The following is an 18,299-nucleotide window of genomic DNA, read 5'->3' on the forward strand; positions in this document are numbered from 1 at the left end:
ACTGATCCGGGCACTATTTAAAGCAGGGGCGCTACGCGCGTAGAGCGGCCCCTTTCCCAAGGAGAGTGCGCCATCGACGCGTCCAGCAGCCCTCCGCTCACCGCACAGTCGACGATCGCGGTAGAGCTGGCGGGGATCACCAAGCGCTTCCCCGGTGTCGTCGCCAACCACGACATCCACCTCGCCGTCCGCAAAGGCACCGTGCACGCCCTCGTCGGCGAGAACGGCGCCGGCAAGTCGACCCTGATGAAGATCCTCTACGGCATGCAGAAGCCGGACGAGGGCACCATCGCGGTCGACGGCGAGCAGGTGACCTTCTCCAGCCCCGCCGACGCCATCGCCCGCGGCATCGGCATGGTCCACCAGCACTTCATGCTGGCCGACAACCTGACCGTCCTGGAGAACGTGGTGCTGGGCAGCGAGAAGCTGTACGGCATCGGTGGCAACGCCCGTAAGAAGATCAAGGAGATCTCCGACCGCTACGGGCTCGGCGTGCGCCCCGACGCCCTGGTCGAGGACCTCGGTGTCGCCGACCGGCAGCGCGTGGAGATCCTCAAGGTCCTCTTCCGCGGCGCCAAGACCCTCATCCTCGACGAGCCGACCGCCGTGCTCGTCCCGCAGGAGGTCGACGCGCTCTTCGACAACCTGCGCGAGCTGAAGTCCGAGGGCCTGTCGGTCATCTTCATCTCCCACAAGCTGGGCGAGGTGCTCTCCGTCGCCGACGAGATCACGGTCATCCGGCGCGGTACCACCGTCGGCACGGCCGTTCCCGCCGAGACGACCCCGCGCCAGCTCGCCGAGATGATGGTCGGCAGCGAGCTGCCCACCCCGGAGACCGCCGAGTCCACGGTCACCGACAAGCCCGTCATCCAGGTCGCCCACCTCACCGTGTACGCCAGCGGCGGCGCCTCCCTGGGCGTCGAGTCGGAGCCCACGGCCGGCGGGGTCAGCGGCATGATCTCGCCCGAGGTCGCTCTCGGCGGCGAGGTCAAGAAGGCCCTCGACGACGTCAGCTTCACCATCCACGCCGGTGAGGTCATGGGCATCGCCGGCGTGGAGGGCAACGGCCAGACCGAGCTGATCGACGCGCTGATCGGCACCAAGAACGCCGACTCCGGCACCATCGCCTTCCTCGGCGAGGACATCACCCCCTGGAGCACCCGCAAGCGGCGCGAGTCCGGCGTCGGCTACATCCCCGAGGACCGTCACCGCCAGGGCCTGCTCCTGGAGGCCCCGCTCTGGGAGAACCGCATCCTCGGCCATGTCACCGAGGCGCCCAACGCCAAGGGCTTCTGGCTGAACATCAAGGGCGCCCAGGCCGACACCCGCCGGATCGTCGAGGAGTACGACGTCCGCACCCCCGGCATCGACGTCACCGCCGCCTCGCTCTCCGGCGGCAACCAGCAGAAGCTGATCGTCGGCCGCGAGATGAGCCACAGCCCGAAGTTCCTGATCGCCGCGCACCCCACCCGTGGTGTGGACGTCGGCGCGCAGGCCCAGATCTGGGACCGCATCCGCGAGGCCCGCCGCGCCGGCCTGGCCGTGCTGCTGATCTCCGCCGACCTCGACGAGCTGATCGGCCTGTCGGACACCCTGCGCGTGATCTACAACGGCACCCTGGTCGCGGACGCCGACCCCGCCACCATCACCCCGGAGGAGCTCGGCTCCGCCATGACCGGCGCCGCGACCGGTCACCTGGAACACGTGGACGAAGAACACGTCGACGACGCGGAAACCACCGAGGAAGCTGCCGGTCCGGAGGACGAGGCCCGATGAAGAAGTTCGACAAGGAGCGCGTGCTCCTCGCGGTGGCCGGCCCGGTCATCGCGCTCGTCGCGGCGATCCTGCTGACCTCGGTCGTGCTGATCGCCTCGGGCAAGAGCCCGATCGAGCCGTACACGCTCATGCTGGAGCAGGCCGGCTACTCCGACGTCCAGGTCCTGATCGTCAACCAGGCCTCGATGTACTACGTCGCCGCGCTCGCGGTCGCCATCGGCTTCCGCATGAACCTGTTCAACATCGGCGTCGACGGCCAGTACCGTCTCGCCGCGATGATGACCGCCGTCGTCGGCGCGAACATCGCCCTGCCGTCCTTCCTCCAGATCCCGCTGCTGCTCCTGGTCGGTGTCCTCACCGGCGCCTTCTGGGCCGGCATCGCGGGTGTCCTGAAGGTCACCCGCGGAGTCAGCGAGGTCGTCGCGACGATCATGCTGAACGCGATCGCCACCAGCCTCATCGGCTACCTCACCCTCGACAACATCTGGGGCGTGCAGGTCGGCAACAACAACACCACCGGCATCATGAAGGACTCCGGCTGGGTGCCCGGCATCGACCTCGGCGCGGACGTCGGCGAGATCTACGGCCTGGTCTTCCTCGCCATCGCCCTCGGCATCGTCTACTGGGTCGTCCTCAACCGCACCCGCTTCGGCTTCGACCTGCGCGCCACCGGCGAGTCCGAGACCGCCGCCGCGGCCTCCGGCGTCGACGCCAAGAAGATGGTCCTCACCGCGATGCTCATCTCCGGCGGCATCGCGGGCCTCTCCGGCCTGCCCCTGCTGCTCGGCGACGCCCACACCTACAGCCTGAGCTTCCCCACGGGTCTCGGCTTCACCGGTATCACCATCGCCCTGCTCGGCCGCAACAACCCGGTCGGCATCGCCTTCGCCGCGCTCCTGATCGCCTTCCTCGACAAGGCCTCTCCCGCCCTCGACTACGCGACCCCGGTGGCGTACGAGAAGGAGATCGCCACGATCATGCAGGGCCTCATCGTCTTCGCGGTCGTCATCTCGTACGAAGCCGTACGCCAGTGGGGTCTGCGCCGTCAGCAGAAGCGGGTCGGCGCCGAGCTGGCCGCCGCCGCCCAGAACACCAAGAAGGAGGTGACGGTCTGATGAGCACCACGACCATCGCCAAGCCGCAGGCGAAGCAGCCCGGCAAGGGCGGCCGCAAGATCTCGCTCCCGGTCCTCCTGCTGATCATCGCGGGCGTGCTGGTGCTGACCTCGATCGTCCGCCTCATCACCGGCGCGGACGGCATCACCTCCACCGGCCAGATGTCCACGGCGCTGCGTCTCGCCGTCCCGATCGGCCTCGCCGGTCTCGGCGGTCTGTGGGCCGAGCGCGCGGGCGTCGTCAACATCGGCCTCGAGGGCATGATGATCCTCGGCACCTGGTTCGGTGCCTGGGCCGGCTACCAGTGGGGCCCGTGGACGGGCGTCGCCTTCGGCATCATCGGCGGCGCGCTCGGCGCCGTCCTGCACGCCGTCGCGACCGTCACCTTCAACGTGAACCACATCGTCTCCGGTGTGGCCATCAACATCCTGGCCCTGGGCACCACCCGCTACCTGTCGAAGTTCACCTTCGAGAACGCCGACGGCGGCTCCGCCAAGCAGTCCCCGCCGATCGACTCGCTGGGCACCTTCGACGTGCCGGGCCTGTCGAGCTGGCTGGACACGCTCAACGAGAAGCACTGGTTCCTGATCTCGGACGTCGCCGGCCTGGTCGGCGGTCTGATCACCGACCTGTCGCCGCTCACCGTCGTCGCCGTCGCCCTCGTCCCGGTCACCTGGTGGGTGCTGTGGCGGACCGCCTTCGGCCTGCGGCTGCGGTCCTGCGGTGAGAACCCGGTGGCCGCCGAGTCCCTCGGCGTCAACGTCTACAAGTACAAGTACATCGCCGTGATCATCAGCGGTGGCTTCGCCGGCCTCGGCGGCGCGTTCCTGTCCATCGTGGCCTCGAACGTCTACCTCGACGGCCAGACCGCGGGCCGCGGCTACATCGGCCTCGCCGCGATGATCTTCGGTAACTGGATGCCGGGCGGCCTCGCCCTCGGCGCGGGCCTGTTCGGCTACACCGACAGCCTCAACCTGCGCGGCGGCACCACCAACGTGCACGCGCTGATCCTGCTGCTCGCGATCCTGCTGGTGTTCGGCGCCGCCTACCTGGCGTGGAAGAAGAAGTACGTCCCCGCCGTCGTCACCGCGCTGGTCTCGGCCCTGATGTTCGTCTGGTACCTCGGCACGGACGAGGTCCCGCGCCAGGTCGTGACGGCCGCGCCGTACGTCGTCACCCTCCTGGTGCTCTCGCTGTCCGCCCAGTCCCTCAGGATGCCCAAGGCGGACGGCATGCCGTACCGGAAGGGGCAGGGCAAGTGACCCCGCCCGCCGCCGGATCCGCCGACACGGTCGACTGGGAGAAGCTGCGTACGGTGGCCCGGGACGCGATGTCCCGGGCGTACGCCCCCTACTCCGGCTACCCGGTCGGCGTGGCGGCCCTGGTCGACGACGGCCGGACCGTGTCCGGCTGCAACGTCGAGAACGCCTCCTACGGGCTCGGCCTGTGCGCCGAGTGCGGGCTGGTCTCGGAGCTCCAGAACACCGGCGGCGGCCGGCTCACCCACTTCACGTGTGTGGACGGCCGTGGCGAGATCCTCGTCCCGTGCGGCCGCTGCCGCCAGCTGCTCTACGAGTTCGGCGGCCCGGAGCTGCTGCTGGAGACGCCGGCCGGGATCCTGCCGCTGGCGGAGATGCTCCCGCAGGCCTTCGGGCCGGGCCACCTCACCAAGTAAGTCCCGTGCGGCCCCTCTGACCGGCGCAGAGGGGCCGCGCGGTTTCTGGAACGTCTCGCCGCACCCCCGTGCACCCGCACCCCCGTGCACCACCGGAAGGAAAGCCATGACGCAGTTGTCGATGGATGCCGTCTCCGTCATCCGCACCAAGCGTGACCGCGGCGAGCTCAGCGACGAGCAGATCGACTGGGTCATCGACGCGTACACCGGCGGCGAGGTCGCCGACTACCAGATGGCCGCCCTCAACATGGCCATCCTGCTCAACGGCATGAACCGCCGCGAGATCGCCCGCTGGACGGCCGCGATGATCGCTTCCGGCGAGCGGATGGACTTCTCGTCGCTGTCCCGCCCGACGGCCGACAAGCACTCCACGGGCGGCGTCGGCGACAAGATCACCCTCCCGCTGGCCCCCCTGGTGGCGGCCTGCGGCGCGGCGGTCCCCCAGCTCTCCGGCCGCGGTCTCGGCCACACCGGCGGCACCCTGGACAAGCTGGAGTCGATCCCCGGCTGGCGCGCGCTGCTGTCGAACGAGGAGATGCTGCACGTCCTGGACACGACCGGCGCGGTGATCTGCGCGGCGGGCGACGGCCTGGCCCCGGCCGACAAGAAGCTGTACGCGCTGCGCGACGTCACGGGCACGGTGGAGGCGATCCCGCTGATCGCCTCGTCGATCATGTCGAAGAAGATCGCGGAGGGCACCGGCTCGCTGGTCCTCGACGTGAAGGTCGGCACCGGCGCCTTCATGAAGACCATCGAGGACGCGCGTGAGCTGGCCTCGACGATGGTCGGCCTGGGCACCGACCACGGGGTGCGGACGGTCGCGCTGCTGACCGACATGTCCACCCCCCTCGGCCTCACGGCCGGCAACGCCCTCGAGGTCCGCGAGTCGGTCGAGGTGCTGGCCGGCGGCGGCCCGGCGGACGTGGTGGAACTGACCGTCGCGCTCGCCCGCGAGATGCTCGACGCGGCCGGCGTGAAGGACGCGGACCCGGCGAAGGCGCTGGCCGACGGCTCGGCGATGGACGTCTGGCGCCGCATGATCGCGGCCCAGGGCGGCGACCCGGACGCCCCGCTGCCCACGGCGAAGGAACAACACGTGGTGAAGGCGGACGCCTCGGGCGTCCTGACCCGCCTCGACGCCTACGACATCGGCATCGCCGCCTGGCGCCTCGGCGCGGGCCGGGCCCGCAAGGAGGACCCGGTGCAGGCGGGCGCGGGCGTCGAACTGCACGCCAAGCCCGGCGACACGGTCACGGCGGGCCAGCCCCTGCTGACCCTGCACACGGACACCCCCGAGCGCTTCGGGTACGCGCTCCAGGCGGTGGCGGGCTCGTACGACATCGGCGCGCCCGGCACCGGGTTCACCGCGTCCCCCGTGGTGCTGGAGCGCATCGCCTGACCGCATCGCCCGACCGGTGCGCTCCGGCTCCGATGAGTTGGGCGCCCCGCGCCGGTCTACCGATCGTGGAATCGACGACACCGCCCGTGCTCACCCTGACCGGCCCTGTCACCCGCTCCCGGGTGGCAGGGCTCGTCGACGACGCACGGGCGCTGCTGGAGGCCACCGGCGCCACGGTCGTCGTCTGTGACGTCGCCGGGATCGGACCGCCCGGGCTCGTCGCCGTCGACCTGCTGGCGCGGCTCCAGCTGGCCGCCCGGCGGGCCGGGGGACACCTGCGGCTGCGCGGCCCCGACCCGGCCCTAGGCGCCCTGCTCGATCTGGTCGGTCTGCGCTTCGAGGTGGAGGGGGAGGCCGAAGAGGGGGAACCAGCGCTGGGTGTCGAGATAGAAGTGGAACCCGGTGAGGCGGCCGTCTGAGATCTCCAGGACCTGGATCGCCCACGGGGTGAACCCGCCCTTGTCCGGGTCCGGCTTGTACTGGGCGAAGCCCGGCAGGCCGTTGACCTGGACCGGCAGCAGACGCGAGCCCTCGCAGGCGGCGCCGAGCGTGGTCATGAAGCCGGTGATGTCGTCGTGGCCGGTCAGCCACAGGTCGAACGGCGGCATCGTCATGATGGCGTCCTCGTGGAGGAGGGCCGTCAGCGCCGTCATGTCGTAGCCCTCGAAGGCCGCCACATAGCGTTCGAGCAGTTTCTGCTGCTCCTCGTCCAGCGGGTCGGACACCGCCGCGTCGGCGCCCGCGGCCTCCCGCTCGGACAGGGTCGCCCGCGCCCGCTGGAGCGCGCTGTTGACCGAGGCGACCGTGGTGTCGAGCAGTTCGGCGACCTCGCTCGCCTTCCAGGCCAGCACCTCCCGCAGGATCAGCACCGCCCGCTGCTTCGGCGGGAGCTGCTGGAGCGCGGCCATGAACGCGAGGCGCACCGACTCCTTGGCCACCGCCGCCTCGGCCGGGTCCTCCACCGTCGGCAGCACACGGGCGTCCGGCATCGGCTCCAGCCAGGTGTTGTCGGGGCGGGGCGAGAGTGCCGCCCGGGCCAGCGGGGTGGAATCGGAGAGGTCCATCGGCCGGGCCCGCTTGTTGCCGGCCGTCAGCATGTCCAGGCACACGTTCGTCGCGATCCGGTACAGCCAGGACCGCAGACTGGAACGGCCCTCGAACTTCTCGTAGCTCCGCCAGGCGCGGACCAGGGTGTCCTGCACCGCGTCCTCGGCCTCGAAGGACGAGCCGAGCATGCGGTAGCAGTAGCCGGTCAGCTCGGTCCGGTGCTTCTCCAGTGCGACGTCGATGTCGGTCGTCGTCGCCGTGCTGTTGCCCATCGTCCACCCACCCCTGTGGCCGTTCTGTCACGCGCCTTCGCGTCCAGCACTTCGGAAGCTACCGCAGCCCACTGACAATGGCCCGCCGAGTCGGCAAAGGCCCAGGCAGAAGGCGTGCGCAGACGTGTGCGAGGCGCGGGTCGGGTACGTACGAGGCGCGGGAGAGGCACCCGGCGGGCGCGTGGCGGTGTTCTCACACCAGCTGCTTCACGGACATCAGCAGATGCCGGTGGTCCACGGACGCGTCCGCCGCGCCCAGCAGCGCCCGCTGTCCCGTCCCCAGCAGCTGCACCCGCAGCCTCGGGGCCTCGAAGGAGGCCAGCGCGTCCAGCAGGTAGGCCGGGTTGAACGCCACCGTCACCTCCTCGGCGCCGGTCAGTTCGGCGGGCAGCCGCTGGGTGGCCACGTCGTCCCCGTACCCGGCGCTCGGCAGGACGGACCCGGCCGAGAAGTCCAGCCGCACCGGGCTGTTCGCCTCCGCCACCACCGAGACTCTGCGCACCGCTTCGGCCAGCGTCCCGCTCTCCACCTCGGCCACCGCGGCCCCCGCCATGTCGAACAGCTTCCCGTAGGCGGGCAGCCGCCCGTCCAGCCGACGCACCACCGTCCGGGTCCGCCCGCCCTCGAACCCGATCGGACCGGCCCCCGAGGCCCCGTCCAGCCCGACCCGGACGACCTCGCAGCGGGCCAGCGACCGGGCCACGTCCAGCAGCCGCCGGGCCGGCACGAGCGCCTCCGCCACCCCGGCGGCGGCCGCCTCCGGTCGCCACGCCAGCCGCCGTACCGCGTACCGGTAGCGGTCCGACGCCGACAGCGTCATCCCGTCGCCCTCCAGGCGCAGTTGGACGCCGGTCAGCACCGGGAGCGTGTCGTCCCGGCCCGCGGCCACCGCGACCTGGGCGACGGCGGTCGCGAACGCGGCCGCGTCGACGGTGCCGTAAGCGCGCGGCGCTTCCGGCGGGGTGGGGTACTCCTCGCGCGGCAGGGTCGACAGGCCGAAGCCGGTGCCGCCCGCCTCGACCGTGAACCGGCTGCCGGCCAGGGCACAGTGCACCGGCCCGTCCGGCAGCACCTTGCAGATGTCGAGGAGCCGGCGGCCGAGCACGAGCACCCCGCCCGCCGCGCCCACCTCCGCGTCGGTCTCGATCCGCGCCGCCGTCTCGAAGTCGAAGCCCGACACGGTCAGCCGGCCCGCCGCCGCGTCCAGCAGCAACCCGCCCAGCACCGGAACCGGCGTCCGGGCGGGCAGCGCGCGGGCCGCCCAGGCCACCGCCCCCACCAGGTCTCCGCGGTCGATCCGGAACTCCATCAAGAACCCCCTGCTCGCGTCGGTCGTCGCGCGGAGGCTATGCGCCACCACTGACAACCGGCCCCGAGCAGGGGGAGGAGCCGCGGGAGGACCGCGGGACGTTCAGTGTGCGGGGACCAGCGTCTCCCGGCGGGCCGCCCGGGTCCCCGACAGAGTGATCGCCACGACGCCGAGCACCGCCAGGACACCCACGCCGACCGTGCCGGCCCAGCCGCCCGAGTGGAAGGCCAGCGCGCCGACCGTGGAGCCCGCGCTGGAACCGATGTAGTACGCCGACTGGTAGAGCGCGGAGGCCTGGGCGCGGCCGGTCGTCGCCGTCCTGCCGACCGCCGAGGAGGCCACCGCGTGTCCCGCGAAGAAGCCCGCCGTGATCAGGACCAGGCCCAGCAGGACCAGGACCAGCGAGTCCGCCAGCGACAGCAGCAGCCCCGCGGCCGTGGTGCCGCCCGCCAGGTACAGCGCGCCGCGCCGGCCCAGCCGGCCGACCAGCCGGCCCGCCGTCGACGCCGACACCGTGCCCACCAGGTACACGAGGAAGATCGAGCCGACGATGCCCTGGGGGAGGGAGAACGGCGCCTCCGTCAGCCGGTAGCCGATCACCGTGTACACGCCGCCGAAGACCGTCATGAACAGCGCGCCGATCGCGTACAGGCGGCGCAGCAGCGGGTCGGCCAGGTGCGCGCGGACCGTGCCGACCAGCACCCGGGGCGCCAGTGAGCCCGCCTTGAAGTGCCGGGGCGCGGGCAGCAGCAGGCGGAAGGCGATCGCGCAGGCCACCGCGAGGGCGCCGATCACCCCGACGGCCACCCGCCAGCCCCACTCCTGGGCGACCCAGCCGGTGATGACCCGGCCGCTCATCCCGCCGACGCTGTTGCCCGCCACGAACAGGCCGATCGCCGTGACGAGCGCCTTCGGCCGGACCTCCTCGGCGAGATACGCGGTCGCCGACGCCGGGAGACCGGCCAGCGCCGCGCCCTGCACGGCCCGCAGCACGACCAGGGTGCCCAGCGAGGGCGCGAACGGGACGAGCAGGCCCACGCCCACCGCGACGCCCAGCGAGGCCGTCATCACCGTACGGCGGCCGTAGCGTTCCGACAGGGCGCTCATCGGGAGCACGAACAGCGCCAGTCCGCCGGTCGCCGCCGCCACCGTCCAGCTCGCCCGGCTCGCCGCCACCCCGAAGTCACCGGAGATCAGCGGCAGCAGCGCCTGCGTGGAGTACAGCAGGGCGAAGGTCGCCACCCCGGCGAGGAAGAGCGCGAAGCTCATCCGGCGGTAGCCGGGGCCGCCGGGGGTCAGCCGGGAGTCGGTGTCGAGGGGGGTGGAGGGGACGGAAGCTGAGGACGCGGCGCCCACGGTCGTGGACGCCCCGGTACTGGCGGGAGACATGCCTCGAAGTTACGTACGGCCCCGCTCATCCGTCCAATGCATGGAATCGTCATAATCGTTCCCATGGTGCATCAGCAGAGGTCAGCGGCCCGCCTGTCACCGTCCGGTGACACAGAAGACATGGCGGCGGACGCGGCGGACATGGCGAGGACGCTGGCCCCGAGGCTCGCCTACTTCGCCGGGGTCGCCCGTACCGAGCACGTCACGCGCGCCGCGCAGGAGATGCAGGTCCCGCAGTCGACGCTCTCGCGGGCGATGGTCCGCCTCGAACAGGACCTCGGCGTCGACCTGTTCGCCCGGCACGGCCGCACGGTCTCCCTCACCCCCGCCGGGCGTACCTTCCTGGCCTCCGTCGAGCGCGCCCTGGGCGACATCGAACGGGCCGCCGACGAGGTCCGGGCGGACGCCGACGCCGCCACCGGCAAGGTCGCCTTCGGCTTCCTGCACACCATGGGCGCGGAGACCGTCCCGGGGCTGATCCACGCCTTCCGCGCCGACCATCCGCGGGTCCGCTTCAGCCTGGTCCAGAACTACGGCGAGGCGATGCTCGAACGGCTGCGGGCGGGAGAGCTCGACCTCTGTCTGACCTCCCCCGTCCCGGACGCCCCCGACCTGGTGGCCCGCCGCCTCGACGAGCAGAAACTGCGCCTGGTCGTCCCCGCCGACCACCGCCTCGCCGCCCGCCGCCGGGTCCGCCTCGCCGAGGCCGCCGACGAGACGTTCGTGACCCTGGAACCGGGCTACGGCCTGCGCCGCATCACCGACGACCTCTGCAAGGAGGCCGGATTCCGCCCCCGGATCGCCTTCGAGGGCGAGGAGGCGGAGACCCTGCGCGGACTGGTGGCGGCGGGGCTGGGCGTGGCGCTGCTCCCCCCGCCCGCCGTGGCCCGTCCGGGGGTGGTGGAACTGACGGTCACCGCCCCGCGAGCCGCCCGCGAGATCGGCGTGGCCTGGCTGGACGGCCACCCGGACACCCCGCCTGTCGCGGCCTTCAAGAAGTTCCTGCTGTCGAGGAGGGGCAACCTGCTGCCGGACTGAGGGCCACGCCCCCGGGGACGAGCCCCGGGCACCTGCATCAGAGGTCTGCCCCGGAGGTCTGCCCTGGAGGTCTTGCCTCGGAGGTCTGCCCCGGAGGTCTGCCTCGGAGGTCTGCCTCGGCGGCCGGTGTCAGAGGTCGGCCTCGGGGCGCCCCGGGCGCCGTAACGACGTGCCGAACCCGACGGCCAACGGCATCCGCAGCCCCAGCGGCGGCGGGGCGGCCAGCGCGTCCTCCACCGGCCGCGAGAGCGTCCGGCCGAACAGCGCGCCCATGACGAAGTCCTCGGCCAGCGCGAGGACTTCACCGCGGTACTGGTGCAGCCCGTGGCCGTCGGAGTGCACCTCGAACCGGCACACGTCCCGGTTCGCCTTCTTCGCCCGTGCCGCGAGCCGGAACGACAGCTCGGGGTCGCAGCGCTCGTCGTTCGTGCCGTGCACGATCAGCACCCGCCGCCCCGCCAGCTGCTTCACCGGTTCGGGTGGAGCGGCCATGTCCTCCTCCGGCAGCCAGGGAGCGATCGCCAGCACGGAGTTGACGGCGTCGTGACCGCCCGCCCGCAGCGCGGCCCGCGCACCCATGTCGACGCCGGTCAGGCACACCGGGACGTCTCCGTATCGCCGTACGGCCTCGTCGGCCGCCCAGTTCGCGTCGGCCGCGAGATGCGCCTCGCTGCCGTTCCAGCCGCGGTAGCGGTAGTGCACGGCGTGGACGGCGAGGCCCTCCTCGCGTCCGGCCCGCACCAGCCTGCGCCCCAGCCCCCGCACGGAGGCCGCCGCCCACACCGCGGACGGTTTCCGGCTGGACACCTCCTCGCCGCCCGGGAGCAGCAGGACCACCCCGCTCACCGCCGTCGGCGCGGGGCCGAGCGCCTTCCCCAGCCGGACCGTCCGAACCGGCGTCACATCCTGTGCCATGACAGAACAGTGTCAGAAGCGCCGATGGACTCCACCCGTCCGGGCGGTCACCGTTACGTATCGGCGGAGTTGTACAGCGCGCCGTCTACGCGCGTAGGAGTTAGAGTGCCGAAATGACGAGCCAGAGCACCCAGGCGGGCATCACCCCGAGCTCGGACCAGATCCGGCGGGCACCCAAGGTTCTGCTGCACGACCATCTCGACGGCGGGCTGCGCCCCGGCACGGTCGTCGACCTCGCCCGGGACTCCGGGTACGCCCAACTCCCGGAAACCGACCCCGACAAGCTCGGCATCTGGTTCCGGGAGGCCGCCGACTCCGGTTCGCTGGAACGGTATCTGGAGACCTTCTCGCACACCGTCGGCGTGATGCAGACCCGCGACGCGCTCGTCCGGGTCGCCCGCGAGTGCGCGGAGGACCTCGCCGAGGACGGCGTCGTCTACGCCGAGGTGCGCTACGCGCCGGAGCAGCACCTCGAGGGCGGACTGAGCCTCGAAGAGGTCGTCGAGGCCGTCAACGAGGGCTTCCGACAAGGCGAACGGACGGCCCGGCAGAACGGCCACCGCATCCGCGTCGGCGCCCTGCTCACCGCCATGCGGCACGCGGCCCGCGCCCTGGAGATCGCCGAACTCGCGAACCGCTACCGGGACCTGGGAGTCGTGGGCTTCGACATCGCGGGCGCGGAGGCGGGCTTCCCGCCCACCCGCCACCTCGACGCCTTCGAGTACCTGAAGCGCGAGAACAACCACTTCACCATCCATGCGGGCGAGGCCTTCGGGCTGCCGTCGATCTGGCAGGCCCTCCAGTGGTGCGGCGCCGACCGGCTCGGCCACGGGGTGCGCATCATCGACGACATCGAGATCGCCGCCGACGGCGGCGTGAAGCTCGGCCGGCTCGCCTCCTACGTCCGCGACAAGCGCATCCCGTTGGAGCTCTGCCCCAGCTCCAACCTCCAGACCGGAGCGGCCGCCTCCTACGCCGAGCACCCCATCGGCCTGCTGCGCCGGCTCCACTTCCGGGCCACCGTCAACACGGACAACCGGCTGATGTCCGGCACCAGCATGAGCCGGGAATTCGAGCATCTTGTCGACGCGTTCGGCTACACGCTCGACGATCTCCAGTGGTTCTCCGTCAATGCTATGAAGTCAGCATTCATTCCTTTCGATGAACGACTTGCCATGATCAGTGACGTGATCAAGCCCGGTTATTCCGAGCTGAAGTCCGAATGGCTGTTCCAGCAGACCGCTTCCACCAGCGGTTCTCCTCTCGCGGAAGACTGAGTAGCGCTTTTTCGGCGCATGGAATGCGGGCGGGTGTTCACCATCCGTCCGCATTTCGATGTTTGCCGCCGACCCCTCTCCGTGTTTACGGTCGAGAACCGCTCAGTTCCCCGTATCCCATTCGAGGACGCATTCATCATGAAGCAGTCTGCTGCCAAGACCCTCGGTGTCGCCGCTCTCGGTGCCGCCTTCGCCGCCGTCGGTGCGGGGGCCGCGAACGCCGCCCCCGCCGTCCCGGACGCCACGCAGGCCCTGGACGGTGTCACCAGGACGCTGCCGGCGGAGAAGGTGACCTCGGCGCTGCCCGCGCCCGGTGAGGTGCTCTCGCAGGCCCAGCCGGCGCTCGGCGCGGGCCTGGCCGCCGCGCAGCCGGTCGCCGAGAAGGTGCTCGCCGAGGGCCCGACCGCGCCCGTCGCCGGTCTGCTCGGTGGTCTGCCGCTCAAGGGTCTGCCCACGCACGGCCTGCCGGTGAACGGCATCCCGCTGGGCTGAACAGCGCCGCACGTCACACACGGCAACGCCGTCGGGGCGCGCTCGGGAATCCCGGGCGCGCCCCGACGGCGTTGCCGTGGACGGCCGTCACCAGGCCGTGCGCGCCGCCTTGTCCTCCGAGGGCAGCAGGACCCACAGCGCTATGTAGAGCAGGAACTGCGGGCCGGGCAGCAGACAGGAGAGCAGGAAGATCACCCGCATCGTGGTCGCGGAGGTGCCGAAGCGCCGGGCCAGCGCGGCGCACACTCCGCCGATCATGCGGCCGTCGGTGGGACGAGCGAGGCTGGACATCTGCGGCTCCTTCGTGAGCGATGGGGGCCCCACCCGCTCGAGCGAAGTCGAGAGGGGGGCGGAGGCGGCCCCTGCGGCCGCTCCATCTGCCTTTCACGCTACGGTGACGAAGGGGACGAAGCGTCGCTCTACGGTGCGACCCCGACCCTGGGAATCCTCGGGGTCAGACCCTGAGCGGCCTCCTCCTGACGGACCGCCGCCCGCCCTCGTCGCTCGTCCCTGCGGCGCAGCCGGGCGCGCACCGCCGGCACCACCGCGACATGCGCCAGCGCCACGCCCAGGGTGTTCAGCAGCATCGAGTCGACGTCCACCACCTGACCGGGCACCCCGGTCTGGAGCAGCTCGATGCCCAGCGACAGCAGGGCGCCCGCGGTGACCGTACGGATCAGGGAGGCGAGCCGCGAGACCCGGATCCTGCCGTGCGCCAGCGGCAGCAGAAAGCCCAGCGGGGCCAGCAGCCCCAGCCCCTCGCCTATCCGCCGGGCCGCCTCGGGCCAGCCCAGTCTCAGGTCGGCGCGTATCCCGTCGAACGGATGGAGATTGGCCGGTACCACCCAGGGGACGTTCAGCGGGCGCAGCGCGACCCAGGCGACGAACACGAGGTGGGCGGCCAGGAGGAGAATCCCGGTCGCGCGGATGCGGATCGCGGCGCTGCCGCCGATGGAGCCTTGACGCTGCACGCCCCCCAAGACGCGCCCCCCGGCACGATCGGTTCCGGCCCGTCCCCGGTCACCGGCGTCCGGGACCCGCCCGCCCGGCCGCCGCCCCCTCGCGGGCCGACGGTGACCTGCGGCGACCACGGCCGCCGGACACGGCGTGAGGCGTCCGCCACACCGGCCGGACGCCCCCTCCGGTTCAGCCGCTGTCGGTGACCGCCGAGGACGGGGGCTCCGCGCTGCCGGGTCGGGAGCGGACCTCCTCGGTGCACGCGTAGCGGCGCAGCGGGTCGGAGCCGGGGCCGCCCAGGATCACCGAGCCGTCGCCCTCGGCGGCCGCCGAGTCGGAGAACGTGCAGACGAGCTGGGCCAGGGCGTACGAGGTGAGGCTCCCGGGCTGGGCGCTCAGCCGCAGGGCGTCGTCCGGGTCGTTCCCCCGGGGCCCGCCGACCGTCATGCCGCCGCGCACGTCCGTCGTGTACCCGGCCTCCTTCTCGCCCGCCGACGGCGACTCGGCGAGCTGGTCGAGCAGGCCCTGCGCCACCAGCACCCGCCGCTGGAAGTCGGCCGCGCCGTCCGGCACCCGCACGAACCGGTCGACGGTCACCAGCGAGGAACCGCACAGCAGGAACACCTGCACCGGCACGCCCGCCCGGGCGGACTGCGAGGTCACGTCCGGCTCGGTGAGCGAACAGCGGGCCCGGGAGGGCGCGGGCCCGAAGTCGGTGGGCACCTCGGTCGCCCGGATCCCGCAGCCCGCGAGCACGACGGCCAGGCCGGCCAGCACGGGAACGGCACGCAGCCGTCGTACCGTCGCACGGCGCATGGTCACTACGCGTCCCCCTTGTCCTGCACGGAGTTCCCGGACTGCGTGGACTTCCCGGACTGCGCGGGCATGGACGGGACGGACCGCGCCGGCCGCGCCGCCCGCTCGTCCTCCTCGCCGCCCCGGTCCGCCGCCTCCAGGACGCCCCGCGGCAGCCGCAGCGTGAACACCGCACCACCCTCCGGGGAGTTGGCCGCGGTGATCTCGCCGCCGTGGATATGGGCGTTCTCCAGGGCGATGGACAGGCCGAGCCCGCTGCCCTCGGAACGCGGCCGGGAGGCGCTCGCCTTGTAGAACCGGTCGAAGACGTGCGGCAGCACCTCCTCGGGGATGCCGGGCCCGTGGTCGCGCACGGAGATGACGACCGCGTCGTCCGCCGCCGACACCGACACCCGCACCGGCGATCCGCCGTGCTTGAGCGCGTTGCCGATGAGGTTGGCGAGGATCACGTCCAGGCGGCGCGGGTCGAGCAGGGCGTGGATGCCGCGCTCGGCGTCCAGGTCGACCGCGTCCAGCCAGGCGCGGGCGTCGATGCAGTGGGTGATCTGGTCGGCGACGTCGACGTCGTCCAGGACCAGCCGCGCCGTACCGGCGTCGAAGCGGGTGACCTCCATCAGGTTCTCGACGAGGTTGTTCAGCCGCCGGGTCTCGCTGACCACCAGCCGCACCGCCGGCTCGATCATCGGGTCGATGCTGCCCGACTCGGCGTCCAGCTCCTCCTCCAGCACCTCCGCGACGGTGGTGATGGCGGTCAGCGGCGTGCGCAGCTCGTGCGACATGTCGGCGACGAACCGCCGCGAGGCGTCGTCCCGCGCGGCCATGTCGGCGACCCGCTTCTCCAGGGACTCCGCCGCCCGGTTGAACGTCCGTGACAGATCGGCGAGTTCGTCCGTCCCGGACACCTGGAGCCGGGTGTCGAACCGGCCCTCGCCGAGCCGCCGCGCCGCGATCCCCAGCCGGTGCACCGGCTTCAGCACGGTCGTCCCGGCGGCCTGCGCGAGCAGCGCGGCCCCGATCAGCGCGAGGCCGGTGGCGATCCCCAGCGACCAGGCCAGCGAGTTGAGGTCCTTGGCCTCCGGCTCCAGCGACTTGCGCATGTACCCGGTCGGCCCGCCGCCGTTCACCCTCGTCCCGGCCACCAGGTACGGCGTCCCGTGGTCGACGACCCGCTGCCAGTACAGGTGGTACGGCGCCTTGTTGCCGCCCGTGACGTCCTGCCGCTTGTTCACCGCCGTGCGCAGCGCCCCTGGCACGTCCTCCAGCGAGAAGCCGTTCAGCCCGCCCGAGTTGCCGTAGACGGTCTTGCCGCTCGCGTCCTCGCCCACCAGCAGCACGCTGAAACGCTGGCTGCTGTTGGCCATCTGCCCGGCCGTGTGCTGGAGCTCGTCCTGCGAGGGGTGCTCGGGCAGCGAACCCGCCCGGTTCTCCATCTCCTGCTCGAAGTCGCGCAGCACCGCACCCTGGGTACGGGTCAGGACGGCCTCGCGGTTGAGCCAGTACGCGATGCCGGACGCCGACACCGCGGCGGTCAGCGCCACCGCCCCGAAGACGACGACGAGCCGCAGCCGCAGGCTGGTGAAGCGCAGCCGCGACAGTCTTCCCCTGCGCGCCGCGGACCAGCCGCGGAGCCCCCCTTGCGGCTGTGTCACTGAGGTGCGTCCAGGCGGTAGCCGACGCCGCGCACGGTCCGGATCAGGACCGGGGACGACGGCACGTCCTCCACCTTGGCCCGCAGCCGCTGGACACAGGCGTCCACGAGCCGCGAGTCGCCGAGGTAGTCGTGCTCCCACACCAGCCGCAGCAGCTGCTGCCGGGACAGCGCCTGTCCCGGCCGCCGGCTCAGCTCGAGCAGCAGCCGCAGCTCGGTCGGCGTGAGCTGGAGGTCCTCGCCGTTCTTCGTCACCGTCATCGCCGCGCGGTCGATGACGAGACTGCCGAAGGTCGCCGAGTCGCTCGACTCGCGCTCCCCGCGCCGCAGCACGGCCCGGATCCGGGCGTCCAGCACCCGGCCCTGCACGGGTTTGACGACGTAGTCGTCGGCGCCGGACTCCAGCCCGACGACCACGTCGATGTCGTCGCTGCGCGCGGTCAGCAGGATGATCGGCAGTTGGTCGGTGCGCCGGATGCGCCGGCACACCTCGAAACCGTCGATGCCGGGCAGCATCACGTCCAGCACGATGAGATCCGGCCGCTGCTCGCGCAGCAGCTTCAGACCGTCCTCACCGCTGGCAGCGGTGGCCACCCGGTGTCCCTGGCGCGTCAGTGAGAGCTCCAGGGCCGTACGGATGGCGTCGTCGTCCTCGATCAGCAACAGGGAAGGCACGGGCTCATTCTGGCCCATGAGGGGGCTGTCGTTCGACCTGTGGGTCGGGGGTGAGGTGCCCGAGGGCGCCGGTTCCCGCGGCGCGGGCCGCCCGCGCGGGGCGCGGACGGCCCGCGAACACCTGTGCCGAGGTCGCACGTATCTGCGTCCCGCACACCGTGGACCTGCGGTTTCGGCCCTCGCGGGGCCGCTCGCCGGGGGCGGGCACCGAGACCGGCGGCCGGGCCGGACGGGAGTGCCGGATCCGCCTCCTTGTCGCCGCCGCTCCACGAGACCGGTCGGGGACCCGCGCGGCATGCGCCGTCCGGCCCGGGCCGGCGAGGTGCGGGTCCGGTGGGCGCGGGCGTCCCGGAGGGCGCGCTCCCGGCCGGGAGCCCCCCGGCGGTCTCCCTCGGTGACCTGCGCGGACCGGGTCAACTGCCGTACCGCCGACGCCTGTGGGCGGTCTGTGGTGTTGCCATGACAGGCCCCTGTGACAGGTCTGTGACAGTCGGCGGAC

The 18,299-nt window shown here is 72.2% G+C and carries 18 protein-coding genes; 9 read left to right on the forward strand and 9 right to left on the reverse strand.

Features of this window, described 5'->3' with window-relative positions:
• Window positions 1–72: 72 nt before the first annotated feature.
• The 6 genes from AOQ37_RS02440 (at window position 73) to AOQ37_RS38260 (ending at window position 6,384) form a co-directional block, all read left to right on the forward strand.
• Complete coding sequence (locus AOQ37_RS02440) at window positions 73–1,776, forward strand: ABC transporter ATP-binding protein (RefSeq protein WP_078889944.1); 1,704 nt, start codon at window positions 73–75, stop codon at window positions 1,774–1,776.
• Entirely contained in the window at window positions 1,773–2,891 is a 1,119-nt protein-coding gene (locus AOQ37_RS02445; protein WP_057603061.1) for an ABC transporter permease, read from the forward strand. The genes AOQ37_RS02440 and AOQ37_RS02445 overlap by 4 nt, the downstream gene beginning before the upstream one ends.
• On the forward strand, window positions 2,891–4,153 hold the full coding sequence (locus AOQ37_RS02450) for an ABC transporter permease (protein WP_062640613.1): 1,263 nt from the start codon (window positions 2,891–2,893) through the stop codon (window positions 4,151–4,153). The genes AOQ37_RS02445 and AOQ37_RS02450 overlap by 1 nt, the downstream gene beginning before the upstream one ends.
• Complete coding sequence (locus AOQ37_RS02455; RefSeq protein ID WP_078889945.1) at window positions 4,150–4,566, forward strand: cytidine deaminase; 417 nt, start codon at window positions 4,150–4,152, stop codon at window positions 4,564–4,566. The genes AOQ37_RS02450 and AOQ37_RS02455 overlap by 4 nt, the downstream gene beginning before the upstream one ends.
• A gap of 115 nt (window positions 4,567–4,681) precedes the next feature.
• The gene (locus AOQ37_RS02460) at window positions 4,682–5,965 is read left to right on the forward strand and encodes a thymidine phosphorylase (RefSeq protein WP_062641396.1); all 1,284 of its coding nucleotides are present in this window, start codon (window positions 4,682–4,684) and stop codon (window positions 5,963–5,965) included.
• 32 nt (window positions 5,966–5,997) lie between these two features.
• Window positions 5,998–6,384 carry an STAS domain-containing protein gene (locus AOQ37_RS38260; RefSeq protein ID WP_159401283.1) on the forward strand — a complete coding sequence of 129 codons (387 nt, stop codon included), beginning with the start codon at window positions 5,998–6,000 and terminating at the stop codon, window positions 6,382–6,384.
• On the opposite strand, the gene AOQ37_RS02465 is transcribed toward AOQ37_RS38260, so the two are convergent.
• The 3 genes from AOQ37_RS02465 to AOQ37_RS02475 form a co-directional block, all read right to left on the reverse strand.
• A complete protein-coding gene (locus AOQ37_RS02465) occupies window positions 6,268–7,284 on the reverse strand; it encodes a sigma-70 family RNA polymerase sigma factor (protein WP_062640615.1) in 1,017 nt (338 codons plus the stop codon). The two genes, AOQ37_RS38260 and AOQ37_RS02465, sit on opposite strands and share 117 nt — an antisense overlap.
• Before the next feature lie 193 nt (window positions 7,285–7,477).
• Window positions 7,478–8,593 carry a DNA polymerase III subunit beta gene (dnaN, locus tag AOQ37_RS02470; protein ID WP_062640617.1) on the reverse strand — a complete coding sequence of 372 codons (1,116 nt, stop codon included), beginning with the start codon at window positions 8,591–8,593 and terminating at the stop codon, window positions 7,478–7,480.
• A 102-nt stretch (window positions 8,594–8,695) separates the two neighbouring features.
• A complete protein-coding gene (locus AOQ37_RS02475; RefSeq protein ID WP_062640619.1) occupies window positions 8,696–9,982 on the reverse strand; it encodes an MFS transporter in 1,287 nt (428 codons plus the stop codon).
• A gap of 63 nt (window positions 9,983–10,045) precedes the next feature.
• On the opposite strand from AOQ37_RS02475, the gene AOQ37_RS02480 reads away from it, so the two are divergent.
• Window positions 10,046–11,020 (forward strand): LysR family transcriptional regulator, encoded by a 975-nt coding sequence (locus AOQ37_RS02480; protein ID WP_062640621.1) that lies wholly within the window; start codon window positions 10,046–10,048, stop codon window positions 11,018–11,020.
• Between the two features lie 129 nt (window positions 11,021–11,149).
• Here AOQ37_RS02480 and AOQ37_RS02485 read toward each other — a convergent pair whose 3' ends face one another.
• Window positions 11,150–11,935, reverse strand: a complete 786-nt coding sequence (locus AOQ37_RS02485; RefSeq protein WP_062640623.1) for a prolyl oligopeptidase family serine peptidase — start codon at window positions 11,933–11,935, stop codon at window positions 11,150–11,152.
• A 113-nt stretch (window positions 11,936–12,048) separates the two neighbouring features.
• Here AOQ37_RS02485 and AOQ37_RS02490 point away from each other — a divergent pair, with 113 nt between their 5' ends.
• Both AOQ37_RS02490 and AOQ37_RS02495 read left to right on the forward strand, forming a co-directional pair.
• Window positions 12,049–13,212, forward strand: a complete 1,164-nt coding sequence (locus tag AOQ37_RS02490; RefSeq protein ID WP_062640625.1) for an adenosine deaminase — start codon at window positions 12,049–12,051, stop codon at window positions 13,210–13,212.
• 138 nt (window positions 13,213–13,350) lie between these two features.
• Window positions 13,351–13,704: a hypothetical protein gene (locus AOQ37_RS02495; protein WP_062640627.1), complete on the forward strand. Its 354-nt coding sequence runs from the start codon at window positions 13,351–13,353 to the stop codon at window positions 13,702–13,704.
• A gap of 87 nt (window positions 13,705–13,791) precedes the next feature.
• On the opposite strand, the gene AOQ37_RS02500 is transcribed toward AOQ37_RS02495, so the two are convergent.
• From AOQ37_RS02500 to afsQ1, 5 genes are all read right to left on the reverse strand, one after another.
• Complete coding sequence (locus AOQ37_RS02500) at window positions 13,792–13,995, reverse strand: PspC domain-containing protein (RefSeq protein ID WP_062640628.1); 204 nt, start codon at window positions 13,993–13,995, stop codon at window positions 13,792–13,794.
• A 128-nt stretch (window positions 13,996–14,123) separates the two neighbouring features.
• A complete protein-coding gene (locus tag AOQ37_RS02505) occupies window positions 14,124–14,675 on the reverse strand; it encodes a VanZ family protein (protein ID WP_062640630.1) in 552 nt (183 codons plus the stop codon).
• Window positions 14,676–14,850: 175 nt separating this feature from the next.
• Complete coding sequence (locus AOQ37_RS02510) at window positions 14,851–15,477, reverse strand: hypothetical protein (protein ID WP_062641397.1); 627 nt, start codon at window positions 15,475–15,477, stop codon at window positions 14,851–14,853.
• 5 nt (window positions 15,478–15,482) lie between these two features.
• Window positions 15,483–17,126 carry an ATP-binding protein gene (locus AOQ37_RS02515; protein WP_062640632.1) on the reverse strand — a complete coding sequence of 548 codons (1,644 nt, stop codon included), beginning with the start codon at window positions 17,124–17,126 and terminating at the stop codon, window positions 15,483–15,485.
• Window positions 17,123–17,800: a two-component system response regulator AfsQ1 gene (gene afsQ1 / locus AOQ37_RS02520; protein ID WP_028807033.1), complete on the reverse strand. Its 678-nt coding sequence runs from the start codon at window positions 17,798–17,800 to the stop codon at window positions 17,123–17,125. The genes AOQ37_RS02515 and afsQ1 overlap by 4 nt, the downstream gene beginning before the upstream one ends.
• Between the last annotated feature and the right edge of the window lie 499 nt (window positions 17,801–18,299).

This window comes from Streptomyces maremycinicus, from assembly GCF_001184025.1.
GTDB lineage: Bacteria > Actinomycetota > Actinomycetes > Streptomycetales > Streptomycetaceae > Streptomyces > Streptomyces maremycinicus.